Raw genomic sequence first — 17,226 nt, forward strand, 5'->3', positions numbered from 1 at the left:
TAGATGACGGGTCGATGACTGTCAAGCAAATTTGCCTGATATTTGCGCATCATCGACCAATGTCTAATTTTTACGCGTATAGCCCATTTTTTACGCGGGTTTGCTTCCCGGCGGAGCCGTTTTGCCGGTCCACCTCCATTTTCTTTCCAGCAGACTGTGGCGGGGCGCGTGAATTCGGGCGATACGCGCGAATACAGACCAATACCGAACCGAAGGACATGACATGCTGCCCGACCGCAATTTCTTCGAGACGCTCGCCGCCGCCGCCGCCGCCGAGACCCTGCCGCGGTTTCGCTCCGGGCTCGATGTCGACAACAAGCTGGCCGGCGGTTTCGATCCGGTGACGGAAGGCGACCGGGCGGCTGAACGGGCGATCCGGACGCTGATCGGCGAACATTATCCCGATCACGGCATTCTCGGCGAGGAGCACGGCGCGGAGGGGCTGGAGCGTGAACATGTCTGGGTCATCGACCCGATCGACGGCACGCGGGCCTTTATCTCCGGCGTGCCCGTCTGGGGGACGCTGATCGGCTTTTATCGCAATGGCCGGGCGGTGATGGGCCTGATGGACCAGCCTTTTACCGGCGAGCGCTATTTCGCCGATGGCGGGCAGAGCCATTATGCCGGCCCGGGTGGGCCGCGCGTTCTGAAGACGCGGCGATGCGAGGCGCTTGAAGACGCGGTGATGTTCACCACATCGCCGCGCATCATCGCCGGCCACCTTCAGGCAGGCTACGACCGGCTCGAGGCGCATGTGCGTCTCGCCCGCTACGGCACGGATTGTTATGCCTATTGCCTGTTGGCGGCGGGTTTCGTCGATCTGGTGGTGGAAACCGGGCTCAAGCCCTATGACATCGGCGCGCTGATCCCGATCATCGAACAAGCGGGCGGCGTGGTCACGACGGCCAACGGCGGACGGGCGGAAGATGGCGGGGACATCGTTGCGGCAGCAACGCCGGCGCTGCACGCGGCGGCGCTTGCGGTGCTCAACGGCTGAATTGCCGGCCCTGATTGTGGAATTACTGAAAAAAAGGACCGGAACCATCCGCTTGAACAGGGGTAAAAGCGGTTCGGTTCCGGCCAAGGTTCCCGCCGCCGCTGGGTCAAGAGCGACAACGGTGCCGGGACGGGTGCGCCGTAGTTCCCGGCGAGGAAACGAATGCCCCATTCCCCCTGAACGGAGCTGCAATACGGCATTCATTTCCCGTTCATCCATAAGGCGAGTTGGCGCTATCTGCAATCGCGGATAGCGTGTTCGAAGTTGCGTGGCGTTTGCGGGCGGCGAAACTCTTGAAAAAATATCGGCAAAATCCCAGATAAATCGCGTCGGACGCCGAAGCTCGGGTCCGTAACCGTTCCAGGTAATCGCCGGTCTCGGGATTGCCGGGAATAAATCGCAAACTCGTCGCTCAAAGGAGGACAACATGCGTAACGTCGATTTTTCGCCCCTTTATCGTTCCACTGTCGGTTTCGACAGGCTTTTCAACCTGCTTGATACCGTAGGCCAGCCTGAACAGGCCCCCACCTATCCGCCCTACAATATCGAGCGCACCGGTGAAAACGACTACCAGATCACCATGGCCGTAGCCGGTTTCGGCGAAAATGAACTCTCGATCGAAGCCCATGCCAACGTGTTGACGGTGCGTGGCGAAAAGGCCGAGGAAGAAGCTGATGACGGTCGCGAATATCTCTATCGCGGCATTGCCAAGCGCGCTTTCGAACGCCGGTTCCAGCTCGCCGATCACATGGAAGTGCGCGGCGCCAGCCTGAAGAACGGCATCCTGCATGTGGCGCTTCTGCGCAACATCCCCGAAGCCATGAAGCCCCGCCGGATCGCGATCGAAACCCGCGATGGCGACCAGACCAGAATGATCGCCGCCGATGTCGGCAAGAACAGTGAGAAAACCGCGGCCTGATCAGCGCGGTTGAGATGAACGGGCGGCGCTCCTCTCGCGAGGGGCGCCGTTTTTGCGTCTATCGTCTGCAAAGAATGCGGCCCGCCAAGCCGTCCACCGAGATCAGGCCGGGTCCGTGGATGACGAGATAGGCGAGCGGGAACAGCCATAGCAGGCGCTGGTCGAGGATGACGGCATCCGGGAAGCGGTCGAACAGCGCGCCGATGGTCTCCGGCCCGACCTGATGGACGGTGATGTCGACCACGGTCTGGACGGCGATGAAGATCGCCATGCCGAGCGCCGCGAGCCTCGTCAGCACGCCGAGCACCACCATCAGCGGCAGCAGGAATTCGGCATAGGTGCCGAGATAGACCACCAAATGCCAGAAGAACGGCACCTGGGAGATGTCGCCGCTGGCGGCCTCCACGGCCGGCAGCGCGATCTGGTAATAGGCGCTGTCGCGCACCATGAAGAAGCCGGCAAGCCCGGGCCCGACCTTCGTCAGCGCCGAATTCAGGAAATAAAGCCAGAGCGTGGCGGCGAAGACGAAGCGGGCGAGCAATCCGGGCAGCCAGAAGGCCAGGCCCCGCTCGAGGGCTTTGGCGGTGCCGCTGTAAAGCCCGCAAAGGCGATGGGTAAGGTTCATCAAGGGGCATCCTCCGGGCTTATCGCGGCGAATGCGCCGGTGGTGAGCGCCAGCGCAAAGGCCGACGAGAGATCGAAGCCGTCATCGTCGACACCTGCGCGCTCGGCTGCCTCGCCGATCGGTTCGTCCTCGAACAGCGCCTTCACGAAGGCGGCATCGCCGGGTGTGACGCGCTGGACGGCGACATCGTAATGCGGACGGGCGATCAATGCGGTTTCGGCGGGCGAAGGGTCGAGGCCCTTCAGGCTTTCCCCGGCCTTTGTTCTGAGAAAGATGCTGGCCGCGGCGGAGCCGAGTTCCAGAAGCCGGGCGGCCGGATGGGGGGAAAGCCGCGTTGCCATCAACGCCTCCGGATCGCGCGACAGAAGCGTTTCGGGCGCAAGCGGCGGGCAGTCGGCGGCGTGATAGGCGTCGAGCCAGGCCCGCTCCAGCCTTGCCAGATCGGCGAGAAAGAACAGTTTTCGCGCCGGTTCGAAACCGGCCAAGAAATCCGGAAAGTCGCGGCCGTATTCAGCAAGGATCGTGGAGCGCGGCGGGTTTTCCGCCAGAAATTCAAGCGCCATGGCATCGAAGAAGCGCTGCCCCGCGACCTGCCGCGTCACCGGGAAGATATCGCCAAGTGCGCCCTTCAGGCTCATCGCGACATTGTTGCGGTAGACCGCGTAGCGCTTGTCGGCTTGCCCGCCGAGCGGGTTGATCACGCCCGCGGGGATGCCGGCGTCGGGCTGCATCAGGCTTGCGGCGAACGCCGGAAATCCTGTGCGCGGCGGCTGTGTTCTCGCTGGCTCAGCCATGACGCGCCCCCAGCAGGGAGCGGCCGGCATGGTCGGCAATCATCGCGTCGGCGATCTTAGCCTCGCGCTTCAGCACCGGCCAGTCGGGCACGTCATTGTCCCATTCGATCAGCGTCGGCAGCGGGCCGGCCTGTTTCAGGACAAATTCGTAAAGCGCCCAGACGGCATCGGCCACCGGCCGGTCATGGGCGTCGATCAGGAGGGGCGCACCGTTATCGTCGCTGTCCTCGGCATGGCCGGCGAGATGGATCTCGCCGACCCGCTCCAGCGGATAGGCCTTCAGATAATCTATGGCGTCAAAGCCGTTGTTGATGGCGGAGACGTGCACATTGTTGACGTCGAGCAGCAGGCGGCAGCCGCTGCGCCGCGCGATCTCGTCCAGGAATTCGGTCTCGGGGATCGCGCTTTCGGCAAAGGCGACATAGGTGGACGGGTTTTCAAGCAGGATGGTCCGCCCGATGGCGCTCTGGACCTCATCGACATGGGCAGCGACCAGCGCCAGCGTCTCCTCGGTATAGGGCAGCGGCAGCAGGTCGTTGTAATAGGCGCTTTCATGGGTCGACCAGGCGAGATGCTCGGACACGAGGCCGGGCTCATAGCGCTCCACCACACGTTTCAGCCGGGCGAGATGGGCGGGGTCAAGCCCGCCGGGCGCGCCGACCGACATGCCGACGCCGTGGATCGACAGCGGAAAGTCGGCGCGCATGCGGGTGAGGATGCGATGCGGATGGCCACCTTCGCCCATGTAGTTTTCCGCATGCACTTCCAGAAAGCCGACGCGATAGGCGTCCTCGAGAATTGCATCGGCATGGGCGGTCTTGAAACCGGCGCCGGCGCGGGCGGGAATGACGCCGTGGCTTTCGAATTTTCTGGATATCGCGTTCATTGTCGCCTCCGGGAAAAAGACCGCCGGCGTGGGGGGACGCCGGCGGCGGGGCTCACATTGCCGGCAAGTCGCGGTCGAGCGCGTCCAGCGAGCCCATCCGGTCGCCCGGCAGCATCATTTCGGTGCAGGTGCCCTCCTCGACATATTTCCAGGCATTGCCCTGGTAATCGACCTTGGAGGTGCCGGCGCAGGTGGTGCCGGGGCCGGCGGCGCAATCGTTCTGGCCGGCCATGGCAACGCCGTAGCATTTGACATTGGCGGCCTGAGCGGGCGTGGTGGCGGCAATCGTGCCGGCGGCGACGGCGAGTGCGCCGGCCAGTGTTGCGGCGCTGAATTTTGAAGTCTTGGACATGAAGCTCTCCTCTTCATCGGTTGTAAGCAAGGTCGGCCTTGCGTGATGAAGTGTGGCAAAGAGGCGCTTCAACTGGAAATCAATGGCGCGTCATCGTCCCTTCACGGCGGATGACCGGTCCGTGATGGGGGCGTGAGCGCTTTGAACGGGAGATCTAGACGGGCCGGTGCGAACCGGGGCCCTCTCTACAGAAACGACACGAAGCGATCGATTTCCTGTTCTTCGGTCGAAAAGCTGGTGACGCAGCGGATCAGGGCCTCGCCTTCGCCGATCAGGTCCGGCTGGTCGGCGGGCGTCGGCCAGTTGTGGAACTGGGCGCCGGCCTTGCGGGCGGCGTCAGCCGCTTCCTCGGGCAGGATGATGAACACCTCGTTGGTGGCGGTCTCCCAGGCAAGCCGGGCGGTCTTTGCCGCGCGGAAGGCCTGGCGCATCCGCTCGGCCATGGCGTTGGAATGGCGGGCGAGATCAAGCCAGAGCCCGCCTTCGAGATAGGCGTCGAACTGGGCGGAGATGAAGCGGGTCTTGGAAAACAGATGGGCGGCGCGCTTGCGGATGAACGGCATGTCGCGGGCCTGGTCGGGGTTCATGAACACGATTGCCTCGGCGCACCAGCAGCCGTTCTTGGTGCCGCCGAAGGAGAGGATGTCGACGCCGCGCTTCCACGTCATCTCGGCGGGCGTGACGTCAAGGGCAGCCAGCGCATTGGCAAAGCGCGCGCCGTCCATATGGACGGGCAGACCATGCGCCTTCGCCTCGGCGGTGATCGCGTCGATCTCGTCGAGCGAATAGACCGTGCCGACCTCGGTGGACTGTGTCAGCGATACCGCCATCGGCTGGCCGTGATGGATGAAATCGGCCGGATAGCGGCCGATCATCCGCCGGAGCGCGGCCGGGTTCATCCTGCCGTTGTCGCCCGAAACGGTCGCCAGCCTGCCGCCGCCGGTGAAATATTCCGGCGCGCCGCCCTCGTCATTGGCGATATGGGCGTCCTTGTGGCAGAACACCACGCCACCCGGCCGGCCGACGGAGGAGAGCGCCAGCGAGTTGGCCGCCGTGCCGGTGCCGACGAAGAACACCGCGACCTCGCGCTCGAACACATCGTTGAACCTCGCCTCGATCTTGCGGTCGAGCGCGCTCGCGCCATAGGCGTTGGCGTAGCCCGACTGTTCGCGCATCAGCGCCGCGCCGATTGCGGGGTGGGCGCCGGACCAGTTGTCGGAAGCAAAGAACATGGCGGAAAACCTCATATCTTGGGATGCTTCGGATATCGGGGAAGAGAGCCGGCTTTGTAAAGGGCGGCCATGGAAAAAGCCGGGCGGGCGAGGGGTGATGGAAAGATTGCGTGATTTGGGCTGGCACACGTGGATTCTGCCCGAAAATGGCCTCTTTCTTTCACGAATTACGAATGCCGACCGGTTAGCGTAACTTTATTGCGCTGGCGGCGGCCTTTCGGTAATTTTCACTCGCCTTGGCCGGGCCGGCGTTGTGATTTTGCTTGCCAGTTTGTGTTGTTTCTGGCATGAAGTGCAGATAGGACAGTTATGCTGTCCTATTTTTGTGTCTGGCAGGATTGCCGCCGAGGGGCTGACGTCATACCGCTTTGGGTCTATAATGGCCTTTTCGGACGACGGAAAGCTTCCGCGTCTGATCAGTCAGGACACGGCCGGTCGGTTTTCCATGACGGTTGTTCATGGTTTCCGCTTCGGACTTAAGTGAAATTGATGGCAGGCTGAAGAAGGATGATCGTCCTGGCTCGCCTGTGTGCCCCGGCTTCGCCTGCATCCGGCAGGATTTTAGGAGATCTTGAATGACGAAGATGACGCCCATAGCGCTTGATGGTGCACCGGTCACTGAGCTTGCCTCCGTGGCGACCGAAGCCAAAGCAGCTACCGGTCGTCGCCCCAAACGTCAGGGTCTTTACGATCCCCGCAACGAACACGATGCCTGCGGCGTCGGCTTCATCGCCCATATGAAGGGCGAGAAGTCGCACCAGATCGTGCGCGACGGGTTGTTCATCCTGGAAAACCTCACCCATCGCGGCGCTGTCGGCGCCGATCCGCTGATGGGCGATGGTGCCGGCATGCTGATGCAGATTCCCGACCGCTTCTTCCGCGAGGAAATGGCGAAGGAGGGCGTCACCCTGCCGAAGGTCGGCGAATATGCCGTTGGCTACTTCTTCATGCCGCGCGACGAGGCGCGGATCGCCCACTACAAGTCGATCATCGAGAAGGTGATCGTCGATGAGGGGCAGAGCTTCCTCGGCTTCCGCGAAGTGCCGGTCGACAATGCATCGCTGTCGAAGGCGCCGGATATCGCCGCCACCGAACCCTATCACCTGCAGGTCTTCATCGGCGCCGGCCAGCGCGCCCATTCGCAGCAGGAATTCGAGCGCCGTCTGTTCGTGCTGCGCAAGGTGATCTCGAACACGATCTTCTCCGAAAGCCCGGAGGCGACCGAGGATTTCTATGCCGTGTCGATGTCGTCCTCGACCATCGTCTACAAGGGCATGTTCCTCGCCTATCAGGTCGGGGCATATTACAAGGATCTGTCCGATCCACGGTTCGAATCGGCCGTCGCCCTCGTCCATCAGCGGTTTTCGACCAACACCTTCCCGTCCTGGAAGCTGTCGCACCCCTATCGCATGGTCGCCCATAACGGCGAGATCAACACGCTGCGCGGCAACGTCAACTGGATGGCGGCCCGTCAGGCCTCGGTGTCCTCGCCGCTGTTCGGCGAGGATATCTCCAAGCTGTGGCCGATTTCCTATGAGGGCCAGTCGGATACGGCCTGTTTCGACAATGCGCTCGAATTCCTGGTTCAGGGCGGCTATTCCATGGCGCATGCCGTGATGATGCTGATCCCGGAAGCCTGGGCCGGCAACCTGTCGATGAGCCCGGAACGCAAGGCGTTCTACGAATATCATGCCTCGCTGATGGAGCCGTGGGACGGCCCCGCAGCCGTCGCCTTCACCGATGGCCGTCAGATCGGCGCGACGCTGGACCGTAACGGCCTTCGCCCGGCGCGCTATCTGATCACCAAGGATGACCGGATCATCATGGCCTCGGAAGCGGGCGTGCTGCCGGTGGAAGAGGAAAACATCGTTGCCAAGTGGCGGCTCCAGCCCGGCAAGATGCTGTTGATCGACATGGACAAGGGCCGGATTATCTCCGATGAGGAGATCAAGTCGGAACTTGCCGGCATGCACCCCTATCAGGACTGGCTCGGCCGCACCCAGCTCATTCTGGAAGACCTGAACCCGGTGGAGCCCCGTGCTCTGCGCCGCGACGTGTCGCTGCTCGATCGCCAGCAGGCCTTCGGCTACACCCAGGAAGATACCAAGATCCTGATGTCGCCGATGGCGACCACCGGTCAGGAAGCGATTGGCTCGATGGGCACCGACACGCCGATCTCGGCGATGTCGGACAAGTCGAAGCTGCTCTACACCTATTTCAAGCAGAACTTCGCCCAGGTCACCAACCCGCCGATCGACCCGATCCGCGAGGAACTGGTGATGAGCTTGGTCTCGTTCATCGGCCCGCGTCCGAACATTCTTGATCACGAGGGCGCCTCGCGCGAGAAGCGTCTGGAAGTGCGCCAGCCGATCCTGACCAATGGCGATCTCGAAAAGATCCGCTCGATCGGCCATACCGAGGACCGGTTCGACACCAAGACGCTCGACATCACCTATGGCGTCGAACAGGGCGCGGAAGGCATGCCGGCGATGATCGACCGGCTGTGCGAGCGGGCGGAAGCCGCCGTGCGCGGCGGTTACAACATCATCGTTCTGTCGGACCGCCAGATCGGCCCGGACCGGATCGCGATCCCAGCGCTGCTGGCGACCGCCGCCGTGCACCACCACCTGATCCGCAAGGGTCTTCGCACCTCGGTCGGCCTCGTGGTGGAATCGGGCGAGCCGCGCGAAATCCATCACTTCTGCTGTCTTGCGGGCTATGGCGCGGAGGCGATCAACCCCTATCTCGCCTTCGACACGCTTGCCGACATGCACGCCAAGGGCCTGTTCCCGCAGGAGGTCGATGCCGGCGAGGTGGTCTATCGCTTCATCAAGGCGGTCGGCAAGGGCATGCTCAAGGTCATGTCCAAGATGGGCATTTCGACCTATCAGTCCTATTGCGGTGCGCAGATTTTCGACGCGATCGGCCTGTCTTCGGAATTCGTCGAGAAGTTCTTCTTCGGAACCGCCTCGATGATCGAGGGCGTCGGCCTGACCGAGGTGGCGGAAGAAACCGTGGCGCGGCATGCGTCCGCCTTCGGCAAGGACCCGGTATTGTCCTCAACGCTCGATATCGGCGGCGAATATGCCTACCGCATGCGCGGCGAGGCCCATGCCTGGACGCCGGATGCAGTGGCCGAGCTGCAACATGCCGTGCGCGGCAATGCCCGCGATCGCTATGATGCGTTCGCGAAGATGGAAAACGCCACCGCGCTGCGCATGAACACGATCCGCGGCCTGTTCCGCATCAAGAATGCCAGCGAGATCGGCCGCAAGCCGGTGCCGCTCGAAAATGTCGAGCCGGCGTCGGAAATCGTCAAGCGGTTCTCGACCGGGGCGATGTCGTTCGGCTCGATCTCGCGCGAGGCCCACACCACGCTCGCGATTGCTATGAACCAAATCGGCGGCAAGTCGAACACCGGCGAGGGCGGCGAGGAATCGGATCGCTATCTGAAGCTGCCCGATGGCTCCTATCCGCGCGAGCGTTCGGCCATCAAGCAGATCGCGTCCGGCCGTTTCGGCGTCACCGCCGAATATCTGGTCAATGCGGATATGCTGCAGATCAAGGTGGCGCAGGGCGCAAAGCCCGGCGAGGGCGGCCAGCTGCCCGGTCACAAGGTCGACGCGACGATCGCCAAGACCCGGCATTCGACGCCGGGCGTCGGCCTGATTTCGCCGCCGCCGCACCACGATATCTACTCGATCGAGGATCTGGCGCAGCTGATCTACGACCTCAAGAACGTCAACCCGACGGCCGATGTCTCGGTCAAGCTGGTGTCGGAAGTGGGCGTCGGCACGGTGGCCGCCGGCGTTGCCAAGGCGCGCGCCGACCACATCACGATCTCGGGCTTCGACGGCGGCACCGGCGCATCCCCGCTGACCTCGCTGAAGCATGCCGGCAGCCCCTGGGAGATCGGCCTTGCCGAAACCCAGCAGACGCTGGTGCTGAACGGTCTCCGCTCGCGCATCGCGCTGCAGGTCGATGGCGGTCTGAAGACCGGCCGCGACGTGCTGATCGGCGCCATGCTCGGCGCCGACGAGTTCGGCTTCTCGACCGCGCCGCTGATCGCGGCCGGCTGCATCATGATGCGCAAGTGCCATCTCAACACCTGCCCCGTTGGCGTTGCGACCCAGGATCCGGTTCTGCGGAAGCGCTTCAAGGGTGCGCCGGAACACGTCGTCAACTACTTCTTCTTTGTGGCCGAAGAACTGCGCGAGCTTTTGGCCGAACTCGGCTTCACCAGCCTCAACGATGTCATCGGCGCTGTCGAGTATCTCGACAAGGACGAGGCGATCGCGCACTGGAAGTCGAAGGGGCTCGATTTCTCGAAGATCTTCCACAAGGTCGAGGCACCCAAGGAAGCGACCTTCTGGACCGAACGCCAGAAGCACCCGATCGACGACATTCTCGACCGTAAGCTGATTGCGGAAGCGATGCCGGCGCTGGAGAACAAGGAAAAGGTCACGATCGAAACCACGATCAAGAACGTCGACCGCTCCGCCGGCGCGATGCTCTCCGGCGAGGTCGCCAAGCGCTGGAACGAGAAGGGCCTGAAGGAAGACACGATCACGGTCAAGCTCACGGGCACGGCCGGCCAGTCCTTCGGCGCGTTCCTCGCCAATGGCGTCACCTTCGATCTCGTCGGCGACGGCAACGACTATGTCGGCAAGGGACTTTCCGGCGGCAAGATCATCATCCGTCCGCCGGAAAATACGCCGGTCGTGCCTGAGGAATCGATCATCGTCGGCAATACGGTGCTTTACGGCGCGACCGCCGGCGAGTGCTATTTCCACGGCGTTGCCGGCGAGCGCTTTGCCGTGCGTAACTCGGGCGCTGCTGCCGTTGTCGAAGGCGTCGGCGACCATGGCTGCGAATACATGACCGGCGGCATCGTCGTCGTGCTTGGCCAGACGGGCCGCAACTTCGCGGCCGGCATGTCGGGCGGCGTTGCCTATGTGCTCGACGAGGATGGCGGCTTTGCCGACCGCTGCAACATGGCCATGGTCATGCTGGAGCCGGTGCCGGAAGAAGACGACATGCTCGAAAAGCTCCACCATCATGGCGGCGACATCATGCACAAGGGCCGCGTCGACGTTTCCGGCGACATGACCCGCCATGACGAGGAACGCCTCGTGCGACTGATCACCAACCACCTGCTTTACACCGGTTCCGGCCGCGCCAAGGCGATCCTGGACGACTGGGCGCATTACCGCCCGATGTTCCGCAAGGTGATGCCGGTCGAATATCGCCGCGCTCTGGAAGAGATGGAACGCATGCGCATGGGCGTGGCGGCGGAGTGATTGTTGCTCCGAAATGCCTGTGATATGACATTGTCATATCACAGGTGTGGAGGCTGAGATGTCCAATCGTATCACCAAGGAAAGAAAGTCCCGCATTTTCATGAATGGCCGCAGCCGCGCCGTGCGAATTCCAAGCGAATTCGAACTGGAAGGCGACGAGGTCATCATCAGACAGGAAGAGAGCGGCCTGATCACGATCGAGCCGGTAAAGAAGAAGATGACGCCGCGGGAGGTTATCGAGTGGCTTCGCGCTGAGCCGCCACTGCCGGAAGATGAATGGTTGCCGGAGATCGAAGACCTGCCGCCGCGGGATGTCGATCTTTAGAAATGAAGTATCTGCTGGATACAAATGCGATATCGCATGCGCTGAAATTTCCGGCCGGACCGGTCGGCCGGAGATTGTTCGAGGAAGATGCCGACGCGCTGTGCACCAGTATCGTCGTGGTGGCCGAGCTTCGGTTCGGTTATATGAGACGGGGCTCCGAGCGGCTCAAAAGGGATGTCGAGACGCTGGTTGGCAGTCTGGATATCCTGCCGTGGGAAAGCCCGGCAGAGTGGAAATATGCCGAACTGCGACTGGCGCTGGAAAGGGCCGGCACGCCGATCGGCCAGATGGACATGCTGATCGCCGCCCACGCGCTTGCGCTCGATGCGGTGGTGGTGACGGCGAACGAGAGAGAATTTGCGCAGGTTCCCGGCCTCAAGGTCGAGAACTGGGAACGTGATTAGAATTTGGACGAGCCGCAAGGCTCCGGTTGAAACCGAGGTGTCGCAATGCTGATTTCCACCACGAATACGCTCGAGGGCCATAAAATCGTTGCCTATAAAGGCATCGTCACGGGCGAGACCATCCTCGGCACCAATATCTTTCGGGATTTCATGGCCGGTATCCGCGATATCGTCGGCGGGCGCTCGGCGGCCTATGAAGCCTCGTTGCGCGAGGCGCGCGAAACCGCCTATGCGGAAATGGAACATCAGGCGGAACGGCTCGGCGCCAATGCCGTCATCGGGGTCGATCTCGACTACGAAAACATTACCTCCGATCGTGGAACCATGCTGATGGTATCGGTTTCCGGCACTGCGGTCGTCATCGAGTAATTCAGGGAAAGTCATGGGTAAAGTTACAGGTTTCATGGAAATCGACCGGCAGGTCGCCAAGTATCAGCCGGCCTCCGATCGCATCCGTCATTTCCGCGAATTCACGATCCCGATGTCGGACCCCGAGGTGCAGAAGCAGGCCGCCCGCTGCATGGATTGCGGCATCCCCTATTGCCATGGCCCGACCGGCTGTCCGATCCACAACCAGATCCCGGACTGGAACGATCTGGTCTATAACGGCAACTGGAAAGAGGCGATCGCCAACCTCCACTCGACCAACAATTTCCCCGAGTTCACCGGCCGTGTCTGCCCCGCTCCCTGCGAGGAGGCCTGCACGCTGAACCTCGAGGACATTCCGGTCTCGATCAAGACCGTCGAGCAGGCGATCGCCGACAAGGCCTATGAGCTCGGCTTCATCGTGCCGCAGCCGGCGACGGTGAAGACCGGCAAGCGCGTGGCCGTCATCGGCTCCGGCCCTGCCGGCATGGCAGCAGCCCAGCAGCTTGGCCGCGCTGGCCACGAGGTTGACCTCTACGAGCGTGAATCGAAGCCCGGCGGCCTGCTGCGCTACGGCATTCCCGACTTCAAGATGGAGAAGAACTTCATTGACCGTCGCGTCGAGCAGATGCGCGGCGAGGGCGTCACCTTCCATTGCGGCGTCAATGTCGGCGTCGATGTGAAGATGGATCAGCTGCTGTCCGATTACGACGCGGTGCTCTATTGCGGTGGTTCGGAAACCCCTCGTGCCTCCGGCATCGGCGGCGGCGAGCTGCACGGCGTGCATGATGCGATGCCGTTTCTGGTGCAGCAGAACCGTCGCGTCGGCCGCGAGAACATCGATAGCACAGGCTGGCCGTCCGAGCCGATCCTTGCCGGCGGCAAGCATGTCGTCGTCGTCGGCGGCGGCGATACCGCGTCCGACTGCGTCGGCACGGCCTTCCGCCAGGGCGCCGTCAAGGTCACCCAGCTCGACATCCGCCCGCAGCCGCCGGAAAAGGAAGACAAGCTCGCCGTCTGGCCGTTCTGGGCCACCAAGATGCGCACGTCTTCCTCGCAGGCCGAAGGTGCGGTACGCGAGTTCCAGGTCGCAACGCTCGAATTCGTGGGCGAAGACGGCGTGCTGACCGGCGTGAAGTGCTGCCATGTTGACGAGAAGCGCAAGCCGATCGCCGGCACGGAATTCGTCATCAAGGCCGATCTCGCCTTTATCGCCATCGGCTTCCGCGGCCCGTTCAAGGACGGCGTGCTTGCCGATCTGGAAGGCCGGTTGACGCTCAACACCGACAGCCGCGGCTCGGTCAACGTCGTGGCCAGCGACAGCGATTACAAGACCTCGGTCGACAAGTTCTGGACGGCCGGTGACGTGCGCCGCGGCCAGTCGCTGGTGGTCTGGGCGATCCGCGAGGGCCGGCAGGCAGCGCGCGCCATCGACGAGGCGCTGATGGGCGAGACCCTGCTGCCGCGGTGATGCCGCAGGTCCGCTCCCGTTAGCGGGCTGACCTTTTTTGATAAATTTATGCGAGGGGCGGCGGCTTGATTGCGCTGCCCCTTGTCTCTTGCTAGACCTGAACAATATTGCCAGAGTTCATTTGTTTTCTATGATTGCCTATAAAGGAGAGGGGCTTGGCTCAGCATAAGAAGGTTCGCAAGGCAGTGCTTCCGGTCGCGGGGCTCGGAACGCGGTTTCTTCCCGCCACCAAGGTTGTGCCGAAGGAAATGTTGCCGGTGGTCGACAAGCCGATCATCCAGTATGTGGTCGACGAGGCGATCGAGGCGGGGATCGAGCATTTCGTGTTCGTCACCGGCCGCAACAAGAACGTTATCGAGGATTATTTCGATATCCAGTACGAGCTGGAATCGACGCTGAAGGCCCGCAACAAGAATGCCGAGCTGAGCCTGCTTTCGAGCCTGCTGCCCAAGGCCGGCACCTCCACCTTCACCCGCCAGCAGGAGCCCCATGGCCTCGGCCACGCGGTCTGGTGCGCGCGCGAGATCGTCGGCCACGACCCGTTCGCCCTGATCCTGCCGGATATGGTGATGGATGCCGAGACGCCCTGCCTGAAGGGCATGATGGATGTCTATGAGGTCGCCGGCGGCAATGTCGTCTCCGTCGAGGAATGCGATCCCGAACAGGCGCATAAATACGGCATTGTCGGCGTTGGCGAGGCGATCGGCAGCGGCTTCAGGATCACCGAAATGGTGGAGAAGCCGGAAAAGGGCACCGCGCCGTCGAATTATTTCATCAATGGCCGCTACATTCTCCAGCCGGAAATCTTCCCGATCCTGGGCAAGACCGCGCGCGGCGCGGGCAACGAGATCCAGCTTACCGACGGCATGCTGACGCTCGCCAAAGAACAGGATTTCTACGGCTACAAGTTCGACGGCCAGACCTTCGACTGCGGCTCCAAGGAAGGCTTCATCATCGCCAATGTGGCGCTCGCCCTGAAGCGCGACGATATCCGTCCGAAGGTGGAGAACGAGTTGAAGGCGCTGATTGCCGCGTTGAAGTAGCCTCGATTGCGCCATCCCCAACCATTCTATTGATTGAATCCGGCAAAGGCGCTAACAGCGTGGCATGGCGGATGTGAATGAAAATGCTTTGGGAGAGGCGGCCCTTTCGGGGCTGAGGACGCTCGAATTTGAGCGTAAGGGGCTGGAGGCCTTGTCGGCGGCGCTCGGCAACGGGCTGGCCGAGCCGTTCGAGAAGGCCGTGGCGCTGCTCAGGCAGACGGCCGGACATGTGATCGTCTCGGGCGTCGGCAAGAGCGGCCATGTCGGCACCAAGATCGCCGCCACCTTCGCCTCCACCGGCACGCCGGCCTTCTTCGTGCATCCCGCCGAAGCCAATCACGGCGATATGGGCATGATCTCCCAGAAGGACGCCGTGCTCGCCTTGTCGTGGAGCGGGGAAAGCAGCGAGCTGACCGCGCTTGTCGCCTATACGCGGCGGTTTGCCATTCCGTTGATCGCAATCACCTCGGGCCGCCAATCCTCGTTGGCGCTGGCGGCCGATATCGTGCTCGACCTACCGAAGGCGGAGGAAGCCTGTCCGCACGGGCTTGCGCCCACGACCTCCACCACGATGCAGCTTGCGCTGGGCGATGCGCTGGCGATCGCACTCCTGGAGGCGCGCGGCTTTTCCGCGGTCGATTTCAAGATCTATCATCCGGGCGGCAAGCTCGGCGCGCTGCTCTCCCATGTCGCCGATATCATGCATGTCGGGGATGAGGTGCCGCTCGTGCCCGCCGGCACGCCGCTGCCGGAGGCGATCATGGTGCTGTCGCAGCGCCGTTTCGGCTGCGTCGGCGTGCTGACGGAGGATGGACGGCTCGCCGGCATCATCACCGATGGCGATCTCGCCCGCAATCTTGCCCGCGACATGAGCAAGCTTGCCGTGGAAGACGTGATGACCGCGGCGCCGAAGACGGTCGGCAAGACCATGCTGGTCTCCGCCGCCATGGCGCTTCTGCAAAAGCACAATATTTCCGCGCTGATGGTGGTCGACGAGAACAACCGCCCGCTCGGCATCGTCCACTTCCACGATTTCCTGCGGATCGGCGCGGCCTGAGGCTCTCTGCCCGGCTTATTTCCCGCGCGCACCCCAGAGCGCGATCGCCGCGATCGCCAGGCTTGCGACCACGTTCCAGCCGGCGAAGGACAGGCCGAGCACGCGCAGCGCCGCCTCGTCGCATTTCGGGCCGGTGACGCTGTTGAGATCGCCGAGCAGGTCCATGGCGTTGGTGGTGACGCCGGCCATCGAGCCCGAGCAATCGGAAGGCCCTGCCCACCAGTGCCATTCGACGCCGGCGTGATAGACGCCCATGACCATGCCCCAGACCATCAGCCCGGCAATGACGAGAAGCGCCAGCCGCGCGACAAGGCGCGGCAGGCCGAAGCGCCAGGCAAGAAGGCCGAGAATGCCGACCGGCACGCCAATATAATAGGGGTTGCGCTCCAGAAGGCAGAGATGGCAGGGGATATAGCCGCCGAGATGCTCGAAGCCGAGCGCCGTCCCGACCGTGACGGCCATGGCGAGCGTCGACAGCGTCAGGCTGATCGGAATGCGGGAGTAAGAACGCGCGGTCATGAAACCCTCTTGAAGCGCGGCCGGAACAGCGCCGATACGCGCGAAATTGATCTAGAAAACATATTTGACCAGATAGAACCCGCCCGCCAGAAGAACGACGAATACGGTGAAAAGAAGACCGAGATATTTCTCGATGAAATCGCGGATCGGCGGGCCGTAGCGGTTGAGCAGCCAGGCGATCAGGAAAAACCGGAACGACCGCCCGATCACGCTGACCAGCAGGAAAATGCCGAAGTTGAGGCCCGTGGCGCCGGAAAAAAGCGTCAGCACCTTGTAGGGGAAGGGCGTGATGGCGGCAAACAGCACGCCCCAGCCGCCCCAGGTGTTGTACCATTCGGCCACCCGATCGAACGAATCCTGCTTGCCGTAGAAATCGAGGATCGGGCGGGCCACCTGCTCGAACAGGAACATGCCGATCAGGTAGCCGGCGATCGCGCCGAGTATCGAAGCCAGCGTGCAGATCAGCGCGATCCGGAACCATTTCGCCGGCCGCGCGATCACCATCGGGATCAACAACACATCCGGCGGGATCGGAAAGAACGAGCTTTCGGCGAATGATATCCCGAAAAGAACGCGCTCGGCATTGCGGTTGGCGGCAAGCGAAAGCGTCCAGTTGTAAAGTCTGCGCAGCATGGATCGTCCGGGGTTGATTTGCGTCGCCGGAGAATGCTGTCTTCGGCCCGCCATGTCCATCACTCAAGAGCCGCATGGCTCAAATTTGTGCATGCCCGGCGTCAGAAGCGTGTTGACGCCCGTGCCGATCTCCTTATATTCCGCCATGCCTGCCTTCAGACGAGGCAAAGGGCCCCTTTGGCGGAACTGGTAGACGCGCCTGACTCAAAATCAGGTTCCGAAAGGAGTGCTGGTTCGATTCCGGCAAGGGGCACCATCTTTCCCGCACATCGCTGATCCGAGACGCAGCGCCTCCATTGATCC

General features: G+C 62.6%; 16 protein-coding genes and 1 tRNA gene. 10 read left to right on the forward strand and 7 right to left on the reverse strand.

Features of this window, described 5'->3' with window-relative positions; all coding sequences use genetic code 11:
• Positions 1-223 precede the first annotated feature (223 nt).
• Both hisN and Mame_RS04935 read left to right on the forward strand, forming a co-directional pair.
• Entirely contained in the window at positions 224-997 is a 774-nt protein-coding gene (gene hisN, locus Mame_RS04930) for a histidinol-phosphatase (protein ID WP_018064860.1), read from the forward strand.
• Between the two features lie 427 nt (positions 998-1,424).
• On the forward strand, positions 1,425-1,916 hold the full coding sequence (locus Mame_RS04935; RefSeq protein ID WP_018064859.1) for an Hsp20 family protein: 492 nt from the start codon (positions 1,425-1,427) through the stop codon (positions 1,914-1,916).
• A gap of 58 nt (positions 1,917-1,974) precedes the next feature.
• On the opposite strand, the gene Mame_RS04940 is transcribed toward Mame_RS04935, so the two are convergent.
• The 5 genes from Mame_RS04940 to Mame_RS04960 all read right to left on the reverse strand — a co-directional run bounded on the left by Mame_RS04940 (position 1,975) and on the right by Mame_RS04960 (position 5,805).
• Positions 1,975-2,541 (reverse strand): DoxX family protein, encoded by a 567-nt coding sequence (locus Mame_RS04940; RefSeq protein WP_018064858.1) that lies wholly within the window; start codon positions 2,539-2,541, stop codon positions 1,975-1,977.
• A complete protein-coding gene (locus tag Mame_RS04945) occupies positions 2,541-3,335 on the reverse strand; it encodes an HvfC/BufC N-terminal domain-containing protein (RefSeq protein ID WP_026173484.1) in 795 nt (264 codons plus the stop codon). The genes Mame_RS04940 and Mame_RS04945 overlap by 1 nt, the downstream gene beginning before the upstream one ends.
• Positions 3,328-4,221 carry an MNIO family bufferin maturase gene (bufB, locus tag Mame_RS04950; protein ID WP_018064856.1) on the reverse strand — a complete coding sequence of 298 codons (894 nt, stop codon included), beginning with the start codon at positions 4,219-4,221 and terminating at the stop codon, positions 3,328-3,330. The genes Mame_RS04945 and bufB overlap by 8 nt, the downstream gene beginning before the upstream one ends.
• 52 nt (positions 4,222-4,273) lie before the next feature.
• On the reverse strand, positions 4,274-4,573 hold the full coding sequence (locus tag Mame_RS04955; protein WP_018064855.1) for a BufA1 family periplasmic bufferin-type metallophore: 300 nt from the start codon (positions 4,571-4,573) through the stop codon (positions 4,274-4,276).
• A gap of 185 nt (positions 4,574-4,758) precedes the next feature.
• Positions 4,759-5,805 (reverse strand): threonine aldolase family protein, encoded by a 1,047-nt coding sequence (locus Mame_RS04960; protein WP_018064854.1) that lies wholly within the window; start codon positions 5,803-5,805, stop codon positions 4,759-4,761.
• A gap of 575 nt (positions 5,806-6,380) precedes the next feature.
• On the opposite strand from Mame_RS04960, the gene gltB reads away from it, so the two are divergent.
• The 7 genes from gltB to Mame_RS04995 all read left to right on the forward strand — a co-directional run bounded on the left by gltB (position 6,381) and on the right by Mame_RS04995 (position 15,771).
• On the forward strand, positions 6,381-11,105 hold the full coding sequence (gene gltB, locus Mame_RS04965) for a glutamate synthase large subunit (protein WP_018064852.1): 4,725 nt from the start codon (positions 6,381-6,383) through the stop codon (positions 11,103-11,105).
• 58 nt (positions 11,106-11,163) lie between these two features.
• On the forward strand, positions 11,164-11,430 hold the full coding sequence (locus Mame_RS04970; RefSeq protein ID WP_018064851.1) for an antitoxin: 267 nt from the start codon (positions 11,164-11,166) through the stop codon (positions 11,428-11,430).
• 2 nt (positions 11,431-11,432) lie between these two features.
• Positions 11,433-11,834, forward strand: a complete 402-nt coding sequence (locus Mame_RS04975; protein ID WP_018064850.1) for a type II toxin-antitoxin system VapC family toxin — start codon at positions 11,433-11,435, stop codon at positions 11,832-11,834.
• 45 nt (positions 11,835-11,879) lie between these two features.
• The gene (locus tag Mame_RS04980) at positions 11,880-12,203 is read left to right on the forward strand and encodes a heavy metal-binding domain-containing protein (protein ID WP_018064849.1); all 324 of its coding nucleotides are present in this window, start codon (positions 11,880-11,882) and stop codon (positions 12,201-12,203) included.
• A gap of 13 nt (positions 12,204-12,216) precedes the next feature.
• Positions 12,217-13,671, forward strand: a complete 1,455-nt coding sequence (locus Mame_RS04985) for a glutamate synthase subunit beta (protein WP_026173483.1) — start codon at positions 12,217-12,219, stop codon at positions 13,669-13,671.
• A gap of 155 nt (positions 13,672-13,826) precedes the next feature.
• Entirely contained in the window at positions 13,827-14,714 is an 888-nt protein-coding gene (gene galU, locus Mame_RS04990; protein ID WP_018064847.1) for a UTP--glucose-1-phosphate uridylyltransferase GalU, read from the forward strand.
• Positions 14,715-14,778: 64 nt separating this feature from the next.
• On the forward strand, positions 14,779-15,771 hold the full coding sequence (locus Mame_RS04995) for a KpsF/GutQ family sugar-phosphate isomerase (protein WP_018064846.1): 993 nt from the start codon (positions 14,779-14,781) through the stop codon (positions 15,769-15,771).
• A gap of 15 nt (positions 15,772-15,786) precedes the next feature.
• Here the strand turns inward: Mame_RS04995 and Mame_RS05000 are convergent, their stop codons facing one another.
• Together Mame_RS05000 and Mame_RS05005 are read right to left on the reverse strand one after the other, a co-directional pair.
• The gene (locus Mame_RS05000) at positions 15,787-16,290 is read right to left on the reverse strand and encodes a disulfide bond formation protein B (protein ID WP_018064845.1); all 504 of its coding nucleotides are present in this window, start codon (positions 16,288-16,290) and stop codon (positions 15,787-15,789) included.
• Positions 16,291-16,341: 51 nt separating this feature from the next.
• Positions 16,342-16,923, reverse strand: a complete 582-nt coding sequence (locus tag Mame_RS05005; RefSeq protein ID WP_018064844.1) for a YqaA family protein — start codon at positions 16,921-16,923, stop codon at positions 16,342-16,344.
• 171 nt (positions 16,924-17,094) lie between these two features.
• Between Mame_RS05005 and Mame_RS05010 the strand changes: the two genes are divergently transcribed.
• Positions 17,095-17,179: transfer RNA gene (locus Mame_RS05010), tRNA-Leu, on the forward strand.
• Positions 17,180-17,226 lie beyond the last annotated feature (47 nt).

This window comes from Martelella mediterranea DSM 17316 (genome assembly GCF_002043005.1).
Classification (GTDB): Bacteria; Pseudomonadota; Alphaproteobacteria; order Rhizobiales; family Rhizobiaceae; genus Martelella; species Martelella mediterranea.